Origin of the sequence: Streptococcus xiaochunlingii (genome assembly GCF_006385805.1) — a bacterium.
Lineage (GTDB): Bacteria > Bacillota > Bacilli > Lactobacillales > Streptococcaceae > Streptococcus > Streptococcus xiaochunlingii.
This window is the reverse complement of sequence record NZ_VFSG01000001.1, coordinates 344,470-360,442: the sequence shown is the minus strand read 5'-3', so window position 1 is coordinate 360,442 and position 15,973 is coordinate 344,470. Positions and strand designations below refer to the sequence as shown.

The window sequence follows — 15,973 nt, the reverse complement described above, 5'->3', positions numbered from 1 at the left end:
TTTCGCGCGCATTTTGCATGGGGAAGTTCTGGGTACCTGGCATTGTTCGGAAATTCTCCACCAGAGAGTCAGATAATCTTTTTCTTTTCCAAATGCCCGCCTTATGCTAAAATTGAATGAGAACTAAATGAGGTACTATATGCAGATTACACAGGACATTTTAGAGAAAATCAACCAATACGATACCATTATCCTTCACCGTCATATGAATCCCGATCCAGACGCGATTGGAAGCCAGGTCGGCCTGAAAGAAATCATCCAGACCAACTTCCCAGACAAAAGAGTCTTAGCTACCGGCTTTAACGAGCCAACTCTTGCTTGGATGGATAGTATGGATACTGTCACAGATGAAGACTATGAGGGTGCTCTAGTCATTGTCTGCGATACTGCCAATACCCCTCGCATCGATGACAAACGCTACACCAGAGGCGATTTTCTGATCAAGATTGACCACCATCCAAACGACGATGCCTACGGAGATTTCCTCTGGGTAGACACCGACTCGAGCTCTACGAGCGAGCTCATTACCCTCTTCGCTCTTGAACAACAGCTTGAGATCAGTCCAGAAGCAGCCCGTCTCCTCTATGCTGGTATTGTTGGAGACACTGGACGCTTCCTCTACCCTTCGACGACAAGCCGGACTTTCGAGATGGTTGCCCACCTTCGTAGCTTTGACTTTGACTTTGCCGGTCTTTCTCGTCAGATGGATAGCATGAGCTCTAAGATTGCCAAGCTTCAAGGCTATGTCTATGACAATCTCGAAATCGATAAAAATGGAGCAAGTCGCGTGACCCTTACCCAAGAGCTCCTCAAACATTACCAAATCACAGATGCCGAGACTGCTGCGATCGTCTCAGCACCTGGTCGAATCGAAGACGTCAGCGTCTGGGCTATTTTTGTCGAGCAAGCTGATGGCCACTACCGCGTCCGTATGAGAAGTAAAGCTCTGGTGATCAACGAGATTGCCAAACGCCACGATGGTGGAGGCCACCCACTCGCCAGTGGTGCCAATTCTTATTCCTTAGAAGAAAACGAGCAAATCTATCGGGAACTACAGGAAGTTGCTAAAAATAAATAAGGCTATCATTTCATTCCAAACAGGTGAAAATTCTCAAACTAGAAATAATTCACCTATTTTTTTATAAAAAAAGAATAAATACCGAATGATTACTAAAGAATAAAGACAATTATCAAGCAATTTCAAAAGTTTACTATCCAGAAAAAGGAAAAATATGCTATAATATACACAAAAAAGGAGACAACTTATGAATAAAAACCGTATTTTTATCATTGCTGCATCTGCAGTTGCAATTTTAGGAAGTTTTTTACCTTGGGCCTCAGCTTCAGCTGGAGCATTGGGTAGCATGACCATCAGTGGTACTCAAGGAGATGGTTGGTTAATTATTTTCCTTGCAATTGTATCCATTGTTCTTTCTTGTTTAAAAAACTATGAAAAACCTATGGAAAAACCTTTTGCAATTGGTGTAATCGTCATTGGAGCTATTCAAACAATCATTTCAATTATTGATGTATTCAATATAAATAAATATGCTGTTAATTTTGGTGGCTTTGGAATTTCACTTGGTTTTGGTTTGATTCTTTGTTTACTAGCAGGCATTGCTACTGTAGCTACTGGGCTCTTAGCTATGTCTGGCGGTAAAATCACTAAAGGAACATTCCAAGAACTTGCATCAACAACTAAAGGATTTGCCCAGTCTATTGCTTCATCTGTCCAATCACCACAACAACCTGGTCATCCTGGACAACAACAATGGCAACAACCACAACAAGGGTTTGGTCAACCTGCTCCAGGACAAGGATTCCAACAAGCACCTCAGGCTCCTCAACAACTTCAGCAAGGATTCCAACAAGCACCTCAGGCTCCTCAACAACCTCAGCAAGGGTTCCAACAAGCGCCTCAACAACCGCAACAAGGGTTCCAACAAGCGCCTCAACAACCGCAACAAGGATTCCAACAAGCGCCTCAACAACCTCAACCAGGGTTCCAACAAGCGCCTCAACAACCTCAACCAGGGTTCCAACAAGCGCCTCAACAGCCTCAACCAGGGTTCCAACAAGCGCCTCAACAGCCTCAACAAGAGTTCCAACAAGCGCCTCAACAAGCTTGGCAACCTCAAGAGCAACAGCAGCCTCAACAACCAGAACAGCCAACTACTGAACCTGGTCAAGAATAAAAAAATTTCTATTGATCTTACATGTCCAACATTTCCTTACTAGGTCTGTTAGACAGAGTGGGAAAAGCTTGTCTGATAGGATGAGCTTTTTCCACTTTTTTTCTTTATAAAATGCGAAAAAATTGGTAAAAATCCTTGCCAAACTCTTTTGTTTTTGATACACTAGCTAAGTAACAATCTATGGCTCGGAAAGAGACCATGGCAGAAAGGAATTATTGCAAAATGAAAAAAGATATCCATCCAGAATATCGCCCTGTTGTCTTCATGGACACTACTACTGGTTATAAGTTCCTTAGTGGTTCAACTAAGTACTCTAACGAGACTGTTGAATTCGAAGGTGAAACTTACCCATTGATCCGTGTTGAAATTTCATCAGACTCACACCCATTCTACACTGGACGTCAAAAGTTCACTCAAGCAGATGGACGTGTGGATCGTTTCAACAAAAAATACGGTCTCAAATAAGAAACCAATCAAAACCACTTCCACTTGGCAGTGGTTTTTTCTTGTTCTTCTCCGCACAAAAATACCGCTCCTTCAAGCTTCCTGAAAGAGCGGTTTTCTTGTTATTCGTAGTCGCCACCGGTAAAGTTGAAGTATTCTTCTAGGCTTTTTCCTGAAGCTGCGACGTCTTTTGCATCTTCTCCGATATAGCGAAGGTGCCAGCTTTCCGGCATGTAGCCTGTGCTCGCTTCTTTTCCTTCTTGATAACGGACGATAAAGCCATACTTAGCAGCATTCTTGAGCAACCATTTGCTTGCACCTGCTTCTTGGACCAGATTGCCACTAGTATCGATGAGGTCAAATGCTAGACCTGTCTGGTGCTCACTATAGCCAGGACGAGCTGAGTAGCGATCTGCTGCAGCTGCTCCGTCTTGATTGACATAGCTTTGGTAGAGATCAACCTGGGTCTCATAACTGCGGAAACCACTGTATTGATCGCTGATAGCATAGCCTTCTGCCTGCATGGCTGCAATCAACTCGTGCAAGGCCGCAACAGCTGTCGGATCCTCACCTGGATTGTAGTCTGCAGCTAAGGGGTAGTGCTTGTTGGCGATGACGATATCCCCAGACTTTCCTTGAACACTGTAGTAAGAACCATTGAAAGAAACGCCTTTGTCTACTGTGACTTCGCCTGCCTTCTTCGTTGACTTGTCGCTATCATCAGATGAAGTTGCTTCAGAAGCACTGGTTTCTTTGCCGGCTGACGACTGAGCGACTTGCTTACTGGAAGCAGGCTCTTTTTGAGATGAGCTCTTTGATTCCTTTTGTTGGCCACAAGCACCTAGGCTCAACAGAACCAGGCCAGCAAGCGTCCATTTTGTCATGCTTAATTTCATCATAAACCTCCTAATTACCAGCCGTGACCGCAATAGCCGTAATCACGTAAGTATCCCCCACAGGTTTTAGGGTGTAGGTCTTGTCCTTGCTACTTTGGCTATCTTTTCGGCTGGTCACATAGTGTACAGTATATTCTTCGTGGGTTTTCACGATGATCATTCCGTTCTCTTCGGTAACGCTGAGAACGTTGAAAACACCTGGTGTATAGTAGTCAATTTCAGCCTTCTTGACGCCTCCACCTGTCGTCCACTCCACCATTTCCTTATAGGCTTCACTTGAAGTGTCATAGTACTTGGAGTAGGTGTTGGATCTACTTGAGACAGATGAGAAGATTTCTGTCCGGTAGTCTTGGAGGAAGGAGGTGATAGCAGTTTTCTTCTCTTCTGCCTTCTTGGCTTCTTCTTCCTTAGCTTTACGTGCTGTCTCAGCATCTTTCAATCGTTTAATCACATCTTTAGAAAGTTTCAAAGTGATGACTTCATCATCATCTGAAGTTTCTCCAATAGTGACTTTTGCCTTTTCAGTTGTATAGCTCTCACCATTCAAGTTAAAGACAGCGTGAACTTCTATTTCTTGATGGGCCACTACATCAACTTCAAATAAGGTGCTTGTGCCGACTTCCTTACCATTAACTGCAACCTTGATATCCGTTGGATTGCTGACTTCTTCTGGGAATTCAACCTCAAGAAGACGTTTCTCCGAATTAAAAGTCAAGTTCAGCTTATTTTTAGAGGCTTGAGCCGGATCTAACTTCACACCACTAGAGATTTTTCCAACTTCGGTCTTCCCATCTAGTTGCATGTCTCGTGAAGCAAAGTGAACTTTTCCAAGCTTGGTCGTTTGGTTCTTCTTGAGCACTGTCGACTCTTTTTCGCTGGTCTTAAGCTTGGCATCATCTAGATTCGTAGTTGCTGTGACTTCAAGTGGATAAGTCGTAATGCGGTATTCTTGAAAAATACCAAATTTCTTATTCGCTTTCTCAATTCCAATCAGCAGATTCTGTTTTTTATCCTTGACAATACCTGTTTTCGAAGACTGGGCGATATGATCTAATTCGTAAATGACATCGATCTTCTGAGAAGTCATATAGTCTAGTAAGCTTTGAGCTTCTTCCTTGGTCCACTTATCCTTTTCACTAGAAAGAATGCTAGCTACTTCTCGATAATCCTTATGTTCAATAGCCGTAACCAATTTATCTACTGTAACCTGTGGGCCGGTTGTTGACGAGAAGTAATAACCTAGACCAGACAAAATCAAGACCAATAAACCAAGTAGACTAAAGAGAAAGACTTTCTTTTTCTTACCCTTTTTCTCGCCTTTCTTAACAGAGTCCTCTTGTTCGAGCGCGTTTGCTGTCACTATTGTTTCAACTGGCTGGGGCAGGATTTCTGGTGCCTCTGATGAGCTTGTAACTGGGGCCAAGACATGTGTTGTTTGATTGTCCTCTTCAAACTCAACTGAAGGAGCAGGTACTTCAACGATTTCAAAATTCTGACTTCGTGCAGCTTCAATCTCTTCAGAAACTGGTGATCGTCCATAAAGAGTAACGAAGCGCTCTTCCCAAGCCTGTTGGAGAGGATTTACAACCTCTTCTACCGGTTCCTGGTTTCCTAATCCTGTAGGTTCCGTTGGTACCTGATCAATCGCCACTCCTGCAATCGATTTGATTGCCTTAAAATCAAAGCCAGTCTCTCTTCCTGCAATAAATTCTTCAGCAGTCGGTTTACGACCGATTACTTTTTCAAATAATTCTACCCATTTCTTTTGCATGAATCTTTTCTCCCTCACTATAAAATAGGGAAAGTGGATCTCCCACCTTCCATTTCATGGTATATCTAGAATCTAAAGTTTGAGAAACTTGGAGTATTTGGAATAAAACCTGCAGCTACTTGTTCTAAAATACGAGCATTCACATAAAGGACAAAGATTGCAATGAGAAACACGATTATAGATGATGCCACCAAAAGCAAAAATCTGTCAGCTTTTAAGCTTGATTTGTTCAAACCTAGGTGAACTACATAGCAAGTCCCAACAAAGAATAATAAGAAAATGAGGTAGTTTACTAATCCATAAAATTCATAAACTTTAATAAGTCCTGTTAAGAAAGCAAGCAGAGCAAGTGGTAAATTGTAGACGGATAAGCGTCCAAACTCTTCAAATGAGCGACCATAACTATATTCCTTGTCTTGAAGAACCACGCGACGGACAAAGAATCCTGTTACTTGGAAAGCATAAATAGTAAAGAACATTGAAATCAATGTTAACATAAAGGCACGAAAGTCCATTCCATATCCGCCTGTAAAACCACTAGCTGTGAAAAAAGTTGCCAAGGTCAAGACAAATGCTGTCAAGACATATTGCAAAATTCCATTGAGAGCCTTTGTATTATACTCTGTCGACGGACGTTTCAAGGCTGAAAGGAACCAATTCCAATAACCACCAACAGCTATTCCAAATTGACTTGGTTGTGCATAATAGGCTTGACCTGGTTGAGGTTGACCTGGATAAGGTGCTTGTTGGAATCCTTGACCTGGAGCTTGCCCTGGAGCTGGTTGACCAAATCCTGGTTGTGGCTGTTGTTGAGGCGCTTGTTGGAAGCCATTTGGTTGAGCACCAAAGGCTGGCACTTCTGGCGCAGCATTGAACTGTGGCGCTTCTTGTACTGGTGCTTCAGGCGCAGCAGTATATTGTGGCGCTTCTTGCACTGGTGCTTCTGGGGCAGCAGCAAATTGTGGCGCTTCTTGCACTGGTGCTTCTGGGGCAGCAGCGAATTGTGGTGCTTCTTGCACTGGCGCTTCTGGGGCAACACTAAATTGTGGCGCCTCTTGAACTGGCGCTTCTGGTGCAGCAGCAAATTGTGGCGCTTCTTGTACTGGTGCTTCAGGTGTAGTGTATTGTGGCGCTTCTGAAACTGGTGCTTCTGGTGCTGCAACGTACTGTGAAGTCACTTCTTCTGGTGCAGCTGGAGCAGCAACAAAGCCAGCGTTTGCTTGCTCTGGAGCTACTGGAGCCCCTACAAATTGTGAAGCCTCTTGCGCTGCTTGTTCTTCTTGAAACTCACCCGCAGCCAACGCTTGAGCGATCTCTGCTTCAGTTGCTGAACGACCGTTCACAGCTTCAAAGTAATCAAGCCAATCCTGTTTGATCATAAAATAATCTCCTTATAAAACAAAATACAGATATATTATATAAAAATTTCCACTAGAATTCAATGTTCTACCGGAATTCACAAGCTGGGCCATCCCAACTACTCAAATGCATCCATGCCACCTTGGACGTTGGTTACATCATAGCCCGCTTCTTCCAAAAATTGACAGGCACGGGCTGAGCGCCGACCAGACTTGCAGATGACATAATAGGCTTGGTCTTTGTTCAGCTCTGAATAGCGTTCTGCCAACACTGATAAGGGAAGCAAGGTCACTCCGTCCAGATGAAGAGCATCATATTCCTCCTGCTCACGGACATCGACGACGTTAATTTCTCCTGCCTGGTACTTTGCTAAAAAGTCATTAAATGGAATTTCTTTCATGATTTCTCCTATAGGTTCTATTATGGAAGTGTTAGTATTTCATAGTTAAAGTCAATGGACTCTAAAAAGCGGAATAGGTCTTGTGTTTTGATAAAGATGGTCTTTTCATTGGTGTTCGGATGGAAGGTCATGATCTCTTCTGATACAATGTCCTGATCGAAATAGACGAGAATATCTTTTTCTTCATTGTTTAACAAGCCAAATGGAGATACCGTCCCTGCTGGTAATTGCATTTTTTCAGCTAGCGATTCGGCGGAAGCCATGCGGATCCGATTGGCTCCTACTTGCTCTTTGAAATCATCCATGTCCAAGGGTTTCTGGTCATCCATGATGAGCAGATAGTACTGGGTTTTCTTTTTGTTGGTTAAAAACATGGTCTTTGTCCGGACACCTTCTAAACCTTCAATATAGGAATCGGCTTGCTCAGTCGTGAAGGCAGGTGGGTGTTCCACCACATCAAATTCAATCCCGAGTTCGTCCAATTTGTCTTTGACTTTTTGATATGCATCCATGGCAATACCTCCTATTGTGGTTATCACTCATTATTCTTTTTGAACTCTCTTAAAATCTGCTGAACCCGAGCCTGGAGATCAGGTACTACTTCTGCCTCAAACCAGGGGTTCTTGGCCATCCAGATCTGATTGCGGGGAGAAGGATGGACCAGAGGGAAATAATCTGGCAGGTAGTCCTTGTACCGACGCACCCGCTCTGTCACCTTGCCACTGACCTTCTCATGGAGATAGTAGGCTTGGGCGTACTGGCCGATCAAGAGGGTGAGTTCTATATCCGGACACTCCTTGAGGAGTTGTGGGTGCCACTTTTCCGCAAAGCCCTTGCGAGGTGGCAGGTCGCCTGACTTACCATGCCCTGGGAAATAAAAGTCCATGGGAATGACCGCAAATAAACCCGAATGGTAGAAGGTCTCCTCATCGACTCCTAACCACTCCCTAAGACGGTCTCCACTCTTGTCCTTCCAATAGAGACCTGCTTCTTGGGTCTTGAGACCAGGCGCTTGGCCAATAATATTGATCCGAGCAGTCTTTGGTGCCGCAAATAAGGGCTCGATTCCTTTATCCGTATAGTCTTTGTTTTGTGGATCGGCCATGATGGCCTCTTTGATCCGCTTTAGTTGATCCATTTCTCCTCCTCTAAGCAAAAACTCAGCCAGCAAGTGCCGACTGAGTAGCGTCTTATTTGATGAGTTCGTAGATGGCTTCTGCGTAGATTGCAGCTGCACGGTAGAGATCTTCTACATCCGCAAATTCATTGGCTTGGTGCATAGTGTTCACATAGTCTGGGAACATGGCACCGAAGGCAACCCCACGTTTCAATAGACGACCAAAGGTTCCGCCACCGATTACTTGCTCATGACCTTTCAGTCCGGTTTGTTTTTCATAGACACGCAAAAGCGTTGAGACCAATTCATCTTCCATTGGAACATAGTGAGGGGTGTGGCCGTGGGCAGACAAGCTAACGGACGCCACTCCTTCTACTTTTTCAAGTCCAGCTTTGATGATTTCTGGATCTGTTCCTTTAGGGTAACGAATGTTCAAGGCAATGGTGTTATCTGAGCTGTTTTCGTCGAAGTTGAAGACACCCGCATTCATGCTGAGAGCTCCCATCTTTTCATCCACATGGGCAATGCCAAGCTTCTCACCAGCAAAGTCTTCATGAAGAAGAGATGCTGACACTTGCAAGTATGCTTTGGCATCTCCACCGAAGTCAAACTGGTTCAAGAAGAGAGCCAAGTAGGTTGCTCCATTGATCCCAGCTTCTGGAGTAGAACCGTGGGCAGATTTCCCGATAATGGTGACTTTAAATTTACCATCATCCTCTGTTGCTACTTCATAACGAAGTTGGTGTTCATTGGCAAAGGCCTCCAAGAGACTAACTAGATCTGGCAATTGTCCTGAAACAAGAGCTGTCGCTGACTCAGGTACCATGTTTTCACGAAGGCCACCGGTGAAGCTATGAAGATGCGCTTGACCTGTGTTTTGACCACCAAAATGGAGGTACTCGGTAATGTTTCCTTTTTCTCCGTTGATGATTGGGAATTCAGCATCCGGAGAGAAACCAAAGTCTGGATCAGGAAGACCGACGTGTTTGAAATAATAGTCCATATCGCCCCAGCCGGATTCTTCATCTGTACCGACCACAAAGCGCACGCGCTTAGATACAGGTAATCCCAGATCCTTGATAATCTTCAAACCGTAGTAACAAGCTACTGTAGGTCCCTTGTCATCAGATGAACCACGTGCATAGAGCTTGCCATCGATAATCTCAGGTTTGTAAGGATCTGTGTTCCAGCCACTACCAGCAGGTACCACGTCCATGTGAGCAAAGATTCCGAGCTCTTCTTCCCCTTGTCCAAAGGTGAAGTGTCCAGCATAGTTGTCCACGTTGGTTGTTTCGTAGCCATCACGCTCAGCAATTTCCAAGAATTTCTCAAGAGCTTTGACGGGTCCAGGTCCATAAGGGTGAGTCTCATCTGCTTGGCTGTCATCCCGTTCTGAGTTGATTTCCAAGAGGCTGAAAAGGTCAGCCATCATTTCTTCGCGACGTTTTTCTACTTCTGCTTTAAAGTCAATTGTTGTCATGCATTCCTCCGTTATTTCGATTTAAATTGAATCCTCTAGAATCCCTTCAGCGACTGCCAAAGGATTCTAGAAAACCGGACTTGTATCGTACGAGACGAGGACCATCCGGTTCTTTCTGTTGTTATTAGCGTTTTTCGATGATTTCGTCTACTGGCAAGCGGTAGCTAGGTTCTACCTTCTCTGCTGCGTAACCAACCGTGATCAAGAGTTCTGGACGGAAACGCTCTTCGATTTCCAAGACTTCGTTGACTTTTGATTTGTCAAAGCCAAGGATGATGTTTGAGCCGATCCCTTGGTCCGTCAAGGCCAATACCAGGTTCATTGCGACCAATCCAGCATTCAATGCCAAGTAATCGCTAATCTGTTGTTCATTGTAGCGAGCATATTCTGCAGGTAGGTTTTGCATGAAGTATTGCAACTGCTCCTCTGAGAAGTTCTGGACCCCACCGACACGAGCAATCTTCCGAGCCCGACGTTGCAAATCGGTATCCGTAAAGAGAGCGATGGTCACAGGTGCTTCCATGACTTGGTCATAGTTCCCACCATAGGCTAGTTTAGCCAATTCCGCATTTTTCTGACGAACGACCACGAATTTCCATGGTTGGCTATTGTGCGCACTTGGTGCCAAGGTCGCAATTTCAATAGCTGTCCGCACATCTTTTGGATCGACCGGCTGGTCTGTGAAATGCTTGATCGCATGACGTTTTTTGTTGAGTTCTAGGAATTTCATAGTCAACTTCCTTTTCTAATTCTATTACCTCTATTTTAACACAAAATGAAAGAGCTTGCAGAGTTTTTTCATTGAGGACCCTGTTTCATTTTCCACTAGGCCACTCTCACTTCTACGGGTTCAGATTATTCCGACGCAGGACTTTCTTTTTCAAAGAACTGGCCACTAGAGTCTTGGATTTTGTTGATGATATCATCGTAGTGAGAATTTCTTTCTTCCTCATAGAGATTGTTAATTTCTTGATAGTTCAACGGATTTTCGACCTTGGGCTCTGGCTTGCGACTGAGGAAATCAAGAGTCCCTAGAAGAAGTAAGATTAGGATCACTAAAGAGGTCCAGCCAGTTTCCTTCTTAGGTAGCCGAACTCCCTTGGTCGAAAGAGATTTCCAACTTGGGGATTGAGGCAAGAGCTCATAGATTCTCTTTTGAGTCGGAAAGAGGGTCAACAATGCATACAAGGTCAGAAAGAGAAATGAAAAACTATGGACAGAAATCCAACTATACTTAATTTTCATCTTAAAGGCCTTATAACCAGCTCCCCCCATATACATTTCTAGGGCGAAGACGGCGATCATCAAAAGACAGAAAATCAGGAATTGGCCTTTCCATAGTTTTCTTAATCCTAAAAACTCTTTTTTGAGCGCCTCTTCTTTGTCCTTAGCTTGGTCTACTTCTATCAGAGCTTGGGTGCTTGGTTTTACTTTACTATTGCTTTCAGTTGACCCTACTTTCGCTTCAACTGGTTCTACCTGTCTAGCAAAATAGGCCTCCGCTTCTCTGATGACTTTGCTAAGGTTTTCCTCCACCAGCAGATAAGGAAAACCATTGATCATCCAATTGTCTTTCTTATCTGGTTTATCTGGCTTCATAACACGAAGAGCAAAGTGTCGTCCAACCAAGCTAATTGAAAATATCGCATCATAATATTCAGATCGAACTGAAAAATCAATGCCATAAACAGTCTGATCCTCGGTCAGTTTTTTCGTTTCCATAAAGGAAACGTCCTTTGTAAACGTCGATCGGATTATCTCTTGTACTTGAGAAATATTCTCTTCAACGGTGGCAGGATCAAGGGGGAGTGTTAAAGCAGAAAACGTATCAGTGGAAGTATTCCCTTCTAGACTATCTTTAAACCAATCCAAGAAAGAAGTCATATTGGATACGGTTAGATCAATAGACTGATGGATTGGAAATGCTTGGTCATCTATACTAGAAGGCATGGGGTCTATCTCTTCAAGGACAAACTGCTGACCCGCTATCTCAAAGCTAAAAAAAGCTGGATAATGAGGCAACAAACAAGTAAAGACAACCCTAAAGGGTTCATTCTTTTCGAAGGGTCTTCTCCAGAAGTCTATTATTGCTATTCCCTCAAAGGTCGATTCTATCATTCTTTTAAGGAGGAAACGCTTTTTTAAGAGATTATCAGGAGTCAGTGTTTCAGAAAACATAAGGCCAGGTTGATCCAGATAAGCTTTGATCTTTCCAAAGCTATCCCTAAAACGATCTCGATCATACAAAAACTCCATTCCGAATCTTTCAGGCCCCCAAAGGAGTGATACATCGTTACCTTCAACCAACATATTTATTGTTGTCTTATATTCTTCAAGATGAATCTCAAGAATAAAAGTCGGACCATAAGCACTCCGGGCTGTCGTTTCTATGTCTACAATTTCGAAATGCTCACCAAAAACATGTTGAAGGGCTTGTCGGATATCATTTACCACAAGCTCTCTATGCTGATCAACAGTTAAACCCATTTCTTTATTACTTACCCCTTATGCGTTTTTATAGACTCAAGGAAAGCATTAACCTCCTTTAGATAGTCGTGTTGTTCAATCAAAGAAGTTAGAAGCTCGATGTTATGACCCCGATAGTTATCCTCGCGTCTCAGTTCTTCGTACATCTCAATAAAAGGAAGGCCCTTGTCCTTAGCATCTTGGAGCTCTGCTTCATAGTCATAGGCCACCTTCCGAAAGTGCAGGTTGGTCACCCCATCTGCCTCGACATCGATCAGAGCATACTGGGCCCTGTGATTTTGAATTGGTTCCCAGTCGAAATAAGGCATGCCAATAGTCCCCGGATTGAGGATCTGCTGACCCTGACTGCCATAGCGAAGCAACTGCTTGTGAACATGACCGTAAATCGCCATATCCGTATGGTCATCGAGCAATTGGTCAAAGTTCTCCGTCGCATTTGCTGGACGCAAGTCTCCACCGTAATTCTTTTCTGGCAAATTGTGGGTCAGTGAAAAACGAATACCATTGACCTCCTTCTTTTCTACCAAGGGAAGGGAACGAAGCCAATCTATCCGCTTAGGATCTAGTCCTTCCATGAGGTACTGAGTGAGGCGAAGAAGTTGGATCTCCTGCGGATCCTCAAGCCCGTACTCGCCATCTAAAGCCTCTAGGACACAATCGTCCCAATTTCCACGAACAGCAGCTGTAATCGGAATCGCATCTAGCAATTCAAAAAGGTCATCTCTTCCAGGTCCCGGTAGCAAAATGTCCCCTAAAAGCCAGTATTCCGTCGCACCTAGAGCACGCGCATCCGCAATTACTGTCTCCAGAGCTGTCGTATCTCCGTGGATATCAGATAAAATAGCGATTCGATGGTTCATTATAAACTCCTTATGATTGGTATGGTTCAGAATCCTCCGCCACTTCCATCAAGGTACTTGCTTCTTCCTGCTTTCCTTGATGGAGCTTGGCTTGCACTGCCTCCGCGACTGCTCGTGGGATGCCGACCGTGACGATCTCATCCACAGTGGCCTCTTTGATCTTGGTCAGTGACTTGAAATGTTTCATCAGCAACTGCTTGCGTTTTGGTCCCAAGCCTTCGATGCCGTCCAGCTGAGAAGAGAAGGAATTCTTGGACCGGAGCTGGCGGTGGAAGGTGATGGCGAAACGGTGGACCTCATCCTGGATCCGTTGCAGGAGGAAAAATTCCTGCGAGGTTCGAGAGAGTTCGATGACTTGGAGAGGATCACCGAAAAGCAATTCATGGGTTTGGTGCTTGTCATTCTTTTGTAGGCCCGCAATAGGAATATCCAGCCCTAACTCGTCTTGGATCACTTGCTTAGCGATATTGACCTGGCCCTGACCCCCATCGATGACGATCAGATCTGGTGGTGTCAGGCTATCCCGCATAACCCGGCTATAGCGTCTGCGAATGACTTCCCGCATGCTGGCATAGTCATCTGGTCCAACAACGGTCTTGATCTTGTACTTGCGATAGTCCTTTTTGCTTGGCTTCCCATTGACAAAGACCACCATGGCTGAGACTGGACTGGTCCCCATGATGTTGGAGTTGTCAAAAGATTCAATGCGCACAGGAGTTGGAATTTGCAGAAGTTTTCCAAGGTTTTCAATAGCACCTTGGGTCTTTTCCATGGATTTTTCAAGGAGATTGAACTTCTGCTCCAGACTGACCCGCGCATTCTTGATGGCCAGATTGACCAACTGCTTCTTTTCCCCGCGCTGGGGCTTGAGGACCTTGGTATCCACTAGGGCCTTGACCGCTTCCTCATCGATATCCTGAGGGATCAGGATTTCATTGGGGATCAGGTGAGATTTCTCCTGGTAAAACTGCCCCACATAGGTCAAGAAATCCTCGTCCGGATCATTGTAGTAAGGGAAGAGATTGACATCGCGCTCGATCAGCTTGCCCTGACGGACAAAGAAGACCTGCACACACATCCAGCCCTTGTCCACGTAGTAGCCAAATACATCCCGATTCTGCAAATCCTTGGCCATGACCCGCTGTTTGGTCCGCAGGGTCCCAATAGCCTGGATCAGATCGCGGTACTCGGCCGCCCGCTCGAATTCCATGTTTTGCGCAACGGTAGTCATCTTGAGCTTGAGCTCGTCGATAATCTTATCATCCTGCCCCTTGAGGAAATCAGAAACCTCTTGGGCCATGCCCTTGAAATAGGCCTCGTCCTTGTGGCAGACTGTGTGGGCCATGCACTGCCCTAGATGGTAGTAAAAGCAGACCTTAGAAGGCGGATTGGTACACTTACGAAATGGGAAAATCCGGTCCAAAAGCCGCTTGATCTCATTGGCCGCTCCTACGTCTGGATAGGGACCGAAATAGAGACCACCATCCTTTTTGACCTGGCGCGTGATGATGAGGCGCGGATAGCGCTCATTAGTAATCTTGATGAAGGGATAGGACTTGTCGTCCTTGAGCATGATATTGTACTTGGGCTTGTTTTCCTTGATGAGGTTGATCTCAAGAAGCAAGGCCTCAATATTGGACTCAGTGACGATAAACTCAAAATCCACAATCTCAGATACCAGGGCTTCGGTCTTGGTATCGTGGCTCCCTCTGAAATAGGACCGCACCCGATTGCGAAGATTCTTGGCCTTCCCCACATAGATGATGGTACCGTTTTTATCTTTGTGAATGTAACAGCCCGGACTCGTCGGCAAAAGCTCGAGCTTGGATTTAATCAAGTTATTCATACTCTCTATTATAGCAAAAAAGAGGGTGGGACAGTTGAGTAGGGCTGTAAAAGCTGATAAAATCAGCGTAGTAGAGCCCACTCAACCACTGCGTATTGCTCGACAATCCAAAAAAAATTGAGAGGCTAGGACTTTTGTCCCAGCCTCTTTGATATTAATAGCCTCTTAGGTAAGGAAGTAAGGACATAAAGGTTGTCCCAAGGACCAAGACCCAGAACCAGAAGGAATACATGCTTCTTTGGAAGACGCCTGGTGCTGGTCGGTTTTCTTGAATGTAGTGAAAAATAGCTTTTCTCTTTAAAATCAAGACGATGGTAAAGACGATGGTTCCACCTAAAAAGACGAGAATTTGAACCCACTCGGCCACATTCATATTGACATGCGTGCCGAGGTAATGAAGCCCTTGAGAGAGGACCAGGTTGTTAAAGATATGGTAGAAAATAGCCCACCAGATCGAATACTCGAAGGTCAAGTAGCCAAAACCAAAGCCGATAATCGTCGCAAAGAACAACTGATCAAAATTGGCATGGAACATTCCAAAAGCCAGCGCTGTCATGACAATCGCAAAGACTTTTCCATACTTTTCTAAGGCTCTCAAGCCAGCTGCCCGGAATACCAATTCCTCTGTGATAGGACCGATTAGGGTCGCATAGAGCAAGAGACTCCAAGATTGGCTGAGTTGTTCAGACATGTCCTCTTGAGGCTTGAAAAAGCCCAAGGTTTCCATCATGTGGTCTAAGAGCTGAGATAAGGCACTAGAAGCCAATTGGGCAAACCCCAAGAAGGCAATGAACACTAAGAAAGTCTGCCAGGTCATCTTGCGTCCCTTTTGTCTCACATCTCCTTTAAAGAGGGATCCTTGCCGATAAAGGGCAAATAGGAGGACACCTATACTGACAGATATCAAGTAGCTAATCCCATTTCCATTGATGATTTTTTCTACATACTCCTGCTTCTCTGCCATCTCCAATCCATACCGTCCAAACATAAAGAGGGTAACGGCAAAGGTCGAAATGATGCTGACAAAGACCATGACCAAGAGATAGAGGCAAACCATCCCTGAAAAGCTTCCCAAATCCTTTTTGGGATCTATAAATCGATTGAACTGTTTCATCCAT

15 protein-coding genes are annotated in these 15,973 nt (G+C 44.7%); 3 read left to right on the top strand and 12 right to left on the bottom strand.

Annotated elements, in window-relative coordinates:
• The first annotated feature begins 139 nt into the window (after positions 1-139).
• The 3 genes from FJR71_RS01860 (at position 140) to FJR71_RS01850 (ending at position 2,660) form a co-directional block, all read left to right on the top strand.
• Positions 140-1,078 carry a DHH family phosphoesterase gene (locus tag FJR71_RS01860; RefSeq protein ID WP_140813938.1) on the top strand — a complete coding sequence of 313 codons (939 nt, stop codon included), beginning with the start codon at positions 140-142 and terminating at the stop codon, positions 1,076-1,078.
• A gap of 187 nt (positions 1,079-1,265) precedes the next feature.
• Entirely contained in the window at positions 1,266-2,195 is a 930-nt protein-coding gene (locus tag FJR71_RS01855) for a hypothetical protein (RefSeq protein ID WP_140813937.1), read from the top strand.
• 222 nt (positions 2,196-2,417) lie between these two features.
• Entirely contained in the window at positions 2,418-2,660 is a 243-nt protein-coding gene (locus FJR71_RS01850) for a type B 50S ribosomal protein L31 (RefSeq protein ID WP_023023047.1), read from the top strand.
• Between the two features lie 101 nt (positions 2,661-2,761).
• On the opposite strand, the gene ldcB is transcribed toward FJR71_RS01850, so the two are convergent.
• From ldcB to FJR71_RS01790, 12 genes are all read right to left on the bottom strand, one after another.
• Positions 2,762-3,535, bottom strand: coding sequence for an LD-carboxypeptidase LdcB/DacB (gene ldcB / locus FJR71_RS01845; protein ID WP_125335620.1), 774 nt, complete (start codon positions 3,533-3,535; stop codon positions 2,762-2,764).
• Positions 3,536-3,545: 10 nt separating this feature from the next.
• A complete protein-coding gene (locus tag FJR71_RS01840; RefSeq protein ID WP_172605087.1) occupies positions 3,546-5,306 on the bottom strand; it encodes a TcaA second domain-containing protein in 1,761 nt (586 codons plus the stop codon).
• A gap of 65 nt (positions 5,307-5,371) precedes the next feature.
• A complete protein-coding gene (locus FJR71_RS01835) occupies positions 5,372-6,685 on the bottom strand; it encodes a DUF6574 domain-containing protein (protein ID WP_140813936.1) in 1,314 nt (437 codons plus the stop codon).
• Between the two features lie 98 nt (positions 6,686-6,783).
• Entirely contained in the window at positions 6,784-7,065 is a 282-nt protein-coding gene (locus FJR71_RS01830; RefSeq protein WP_140813935.1) for a rhodanese-like domain-containing protein, read from the bottom strand.
• A gap of 20 nt (positions 7,066-7,085) precedes the next feature.
• Complete coding sequence (locus FJR71_RS01825) at positions 7,086-7,577, bottom strand: prolyl-tRNA synthetase associated domain-containing protein (RefSeq protein ID WP_140813934.1); 492 nt, start codon at positions 7,575-7,577, stop codon at positions 7,086-7,088.
• Positions 7,578-7,600: 23 nt separating this feature from the next.
• Entirely contained in the window at positions 7,601-8,203 is a 603-nt protein-coding gene (locus FJR71_RS01820; RefSeq protein WP_140813933.1) for a uracil-DNA glycosylase family protein, read from the bottom strand.
• 52 nt (positions 8,204-8,255) lie between these two features.
• A complete protein-coding gene (gene pepV, locus FJR71_RS01815; protein WP_140813932.1) occupies positions 8,256-9,662 on the bottom strand; it encodes a dipeptidase PepV in 1,407 nt (468 codons plus the stop codon).
• Positions 9,663-9,786: 124 nt separating this feature from the next.
• Entirely contained in the window at positions 9,787-10,392 is a 606-nt protein-coding gene (locus FJR71_RS01810; RefSeq protein WP_048689069.1) for a nitroreductase family protein, read from the bottom strand.
• Positions 10,393-10,517: 125 nt separating this feature from the next.
• A complete protein-coding gene (locus tag FJR71_RS01805; RefSeq protein WP_140813931.1) occupies positions 10,518-12,149 on the bottom strand; it encodes a hypothetical protein in 1,632 nt (543 codons plus the stop codon).
• Between the two features lie 11 nt (positions 12,150-12,160).
• A complete protein-coding gene (locus tag FJR71_RS01800) occupies positions 12,161-13,009 on the bottom strand; it encodes a metallophosphoesterase family protein (RefSeq protein WP_140813930.1) in 849 nt (282 codons plus the stop codon).
• A gap of 10 nt (positions 13,010-13,019) precedes the next feature.
• Positions 13,020-14,855, bottom strand: coding sequence for an excinuclease ABC subunit UvrC (gene uvrC, locus FJR71_RS01795; RefSeq protein ID WP_140813929.1), 1,836 nt, complete (start codon positions 14,853-14,855; stop codon positions 13,020-13,022).
• Between the two features lie 154 nt (positions 14,856-15,009).
• Positions 15,010-15,969: a CPBP family intramembrane glutamic endopeptidase gene (locus tag FJR71_RS01790; RefSeq protein WP_140813928.1), complete on the bottom strand. Its 960-nt coding sequence runs from the start codon at positions 15,967-15,969 to the stop codon at positions 15,010-15,012.
• Positions 15,970-15,973: the final 4 nt, after the last annotated feature.

Coding starts and splice junctions, on each gene's coding strand:
- FJR71_RS01835 (WP_140813936.1), bottom strand. CDS start 6,685: ATGATCAAACAGGATTGGCTTGATTACTTTGAAGCTGTGAACGGTCGT.
- FJR71_RS01850 (WP_023023047.1), top strand. CDS start 2,418: ATGAAAAAAGATATCCATCCAGAATATCGCCCTGTTGTCTTCATGGAC.
- FJR71_RS01855 (WP_140813937.1), top strand. CDS start 1,266: ATGAATAAAAACCGTATTTTTATCATTGCTGCATCTGCAGTTGCAATT.
- FJR71_RS01825 (WP_140813934.1), bottom strand. CDS start 7,577: ATGGATGCATATCAAAAAGTCAAAGACAAATTGGACGAACTCGGGATT.
- FJR71_RS01805 (WP_140813931.1), bottom strand. CDS start 12,149: ATGGGTTTAACTGTTGATCAGCATAGAGAGCTTGTGGTAAATGATATC.
- FJR71_RS01810 (WP_048689069.1), bottom strand. CDS start 10,392: ATGAAATTCCTAGAACTCAACAAAAAACGTCATGCGATCAAGCATTTC.
- pepV (WP_140813932.1), bottom strand. CDS start 9,662: ATGACAACAATTGACTTTAAAGCAGAAGTAGAAAAACGTCGCGAAGAA.
- FJR71_RS01800 (WP_140813930.1), bottom strand. CDS start 13,009: ATGAACCATCGAATCGCTATTTTATCTGATATCCACGGAGATACGACA.
- FJR71_RS01790 (WP_140813928.1), bottom strand. CDS start 15,969: ATGAAACAGTTCAATCGATTTATAGATCCCAAAAAGGATTTGGGAAGC.
- FJR71_RS01830 (WP_140813935.1), bottom strand. CDS start 7,065: ATGAAAGAAATTCCATTTAATGACTTTTTAGCAAAGTACCAGGCAGGA.
- ldcB (WP_125335620.1), bottom strand. CDS start 3,535: ATGAAATTAAGCATGACAAAATGGACGCTTGCTGGCCTGGTTCTGTTG.
- uvrC (WP_140813929.1), bottom strand. CDS start 14,855: ATGAATAACTTGATTAAATCCAAGCTCGAGCTTTTGCCGACGAGTCCG.
- FJR71_RS01860 (WP_140813938.1), top strand. CDS start 140: ATGCAGATTACACAGGACATTTTAGAGAAAATCAACCAATACGATACC.
- FJR71_RS01840 (WP_172605087.1), bottom strand. CDS start 5,306: ATGCAAAAGAAATGGGTAGAATTATTTGAAAAAGTAATCGGTCGTAAA.
- FJR71_RS01820 (WP_140813933.1), bottom strand. CDS start 8,203: ATGGATCAACTAAAGCGGATCAAAGAGGCCATCATGGCCGATCCACAA.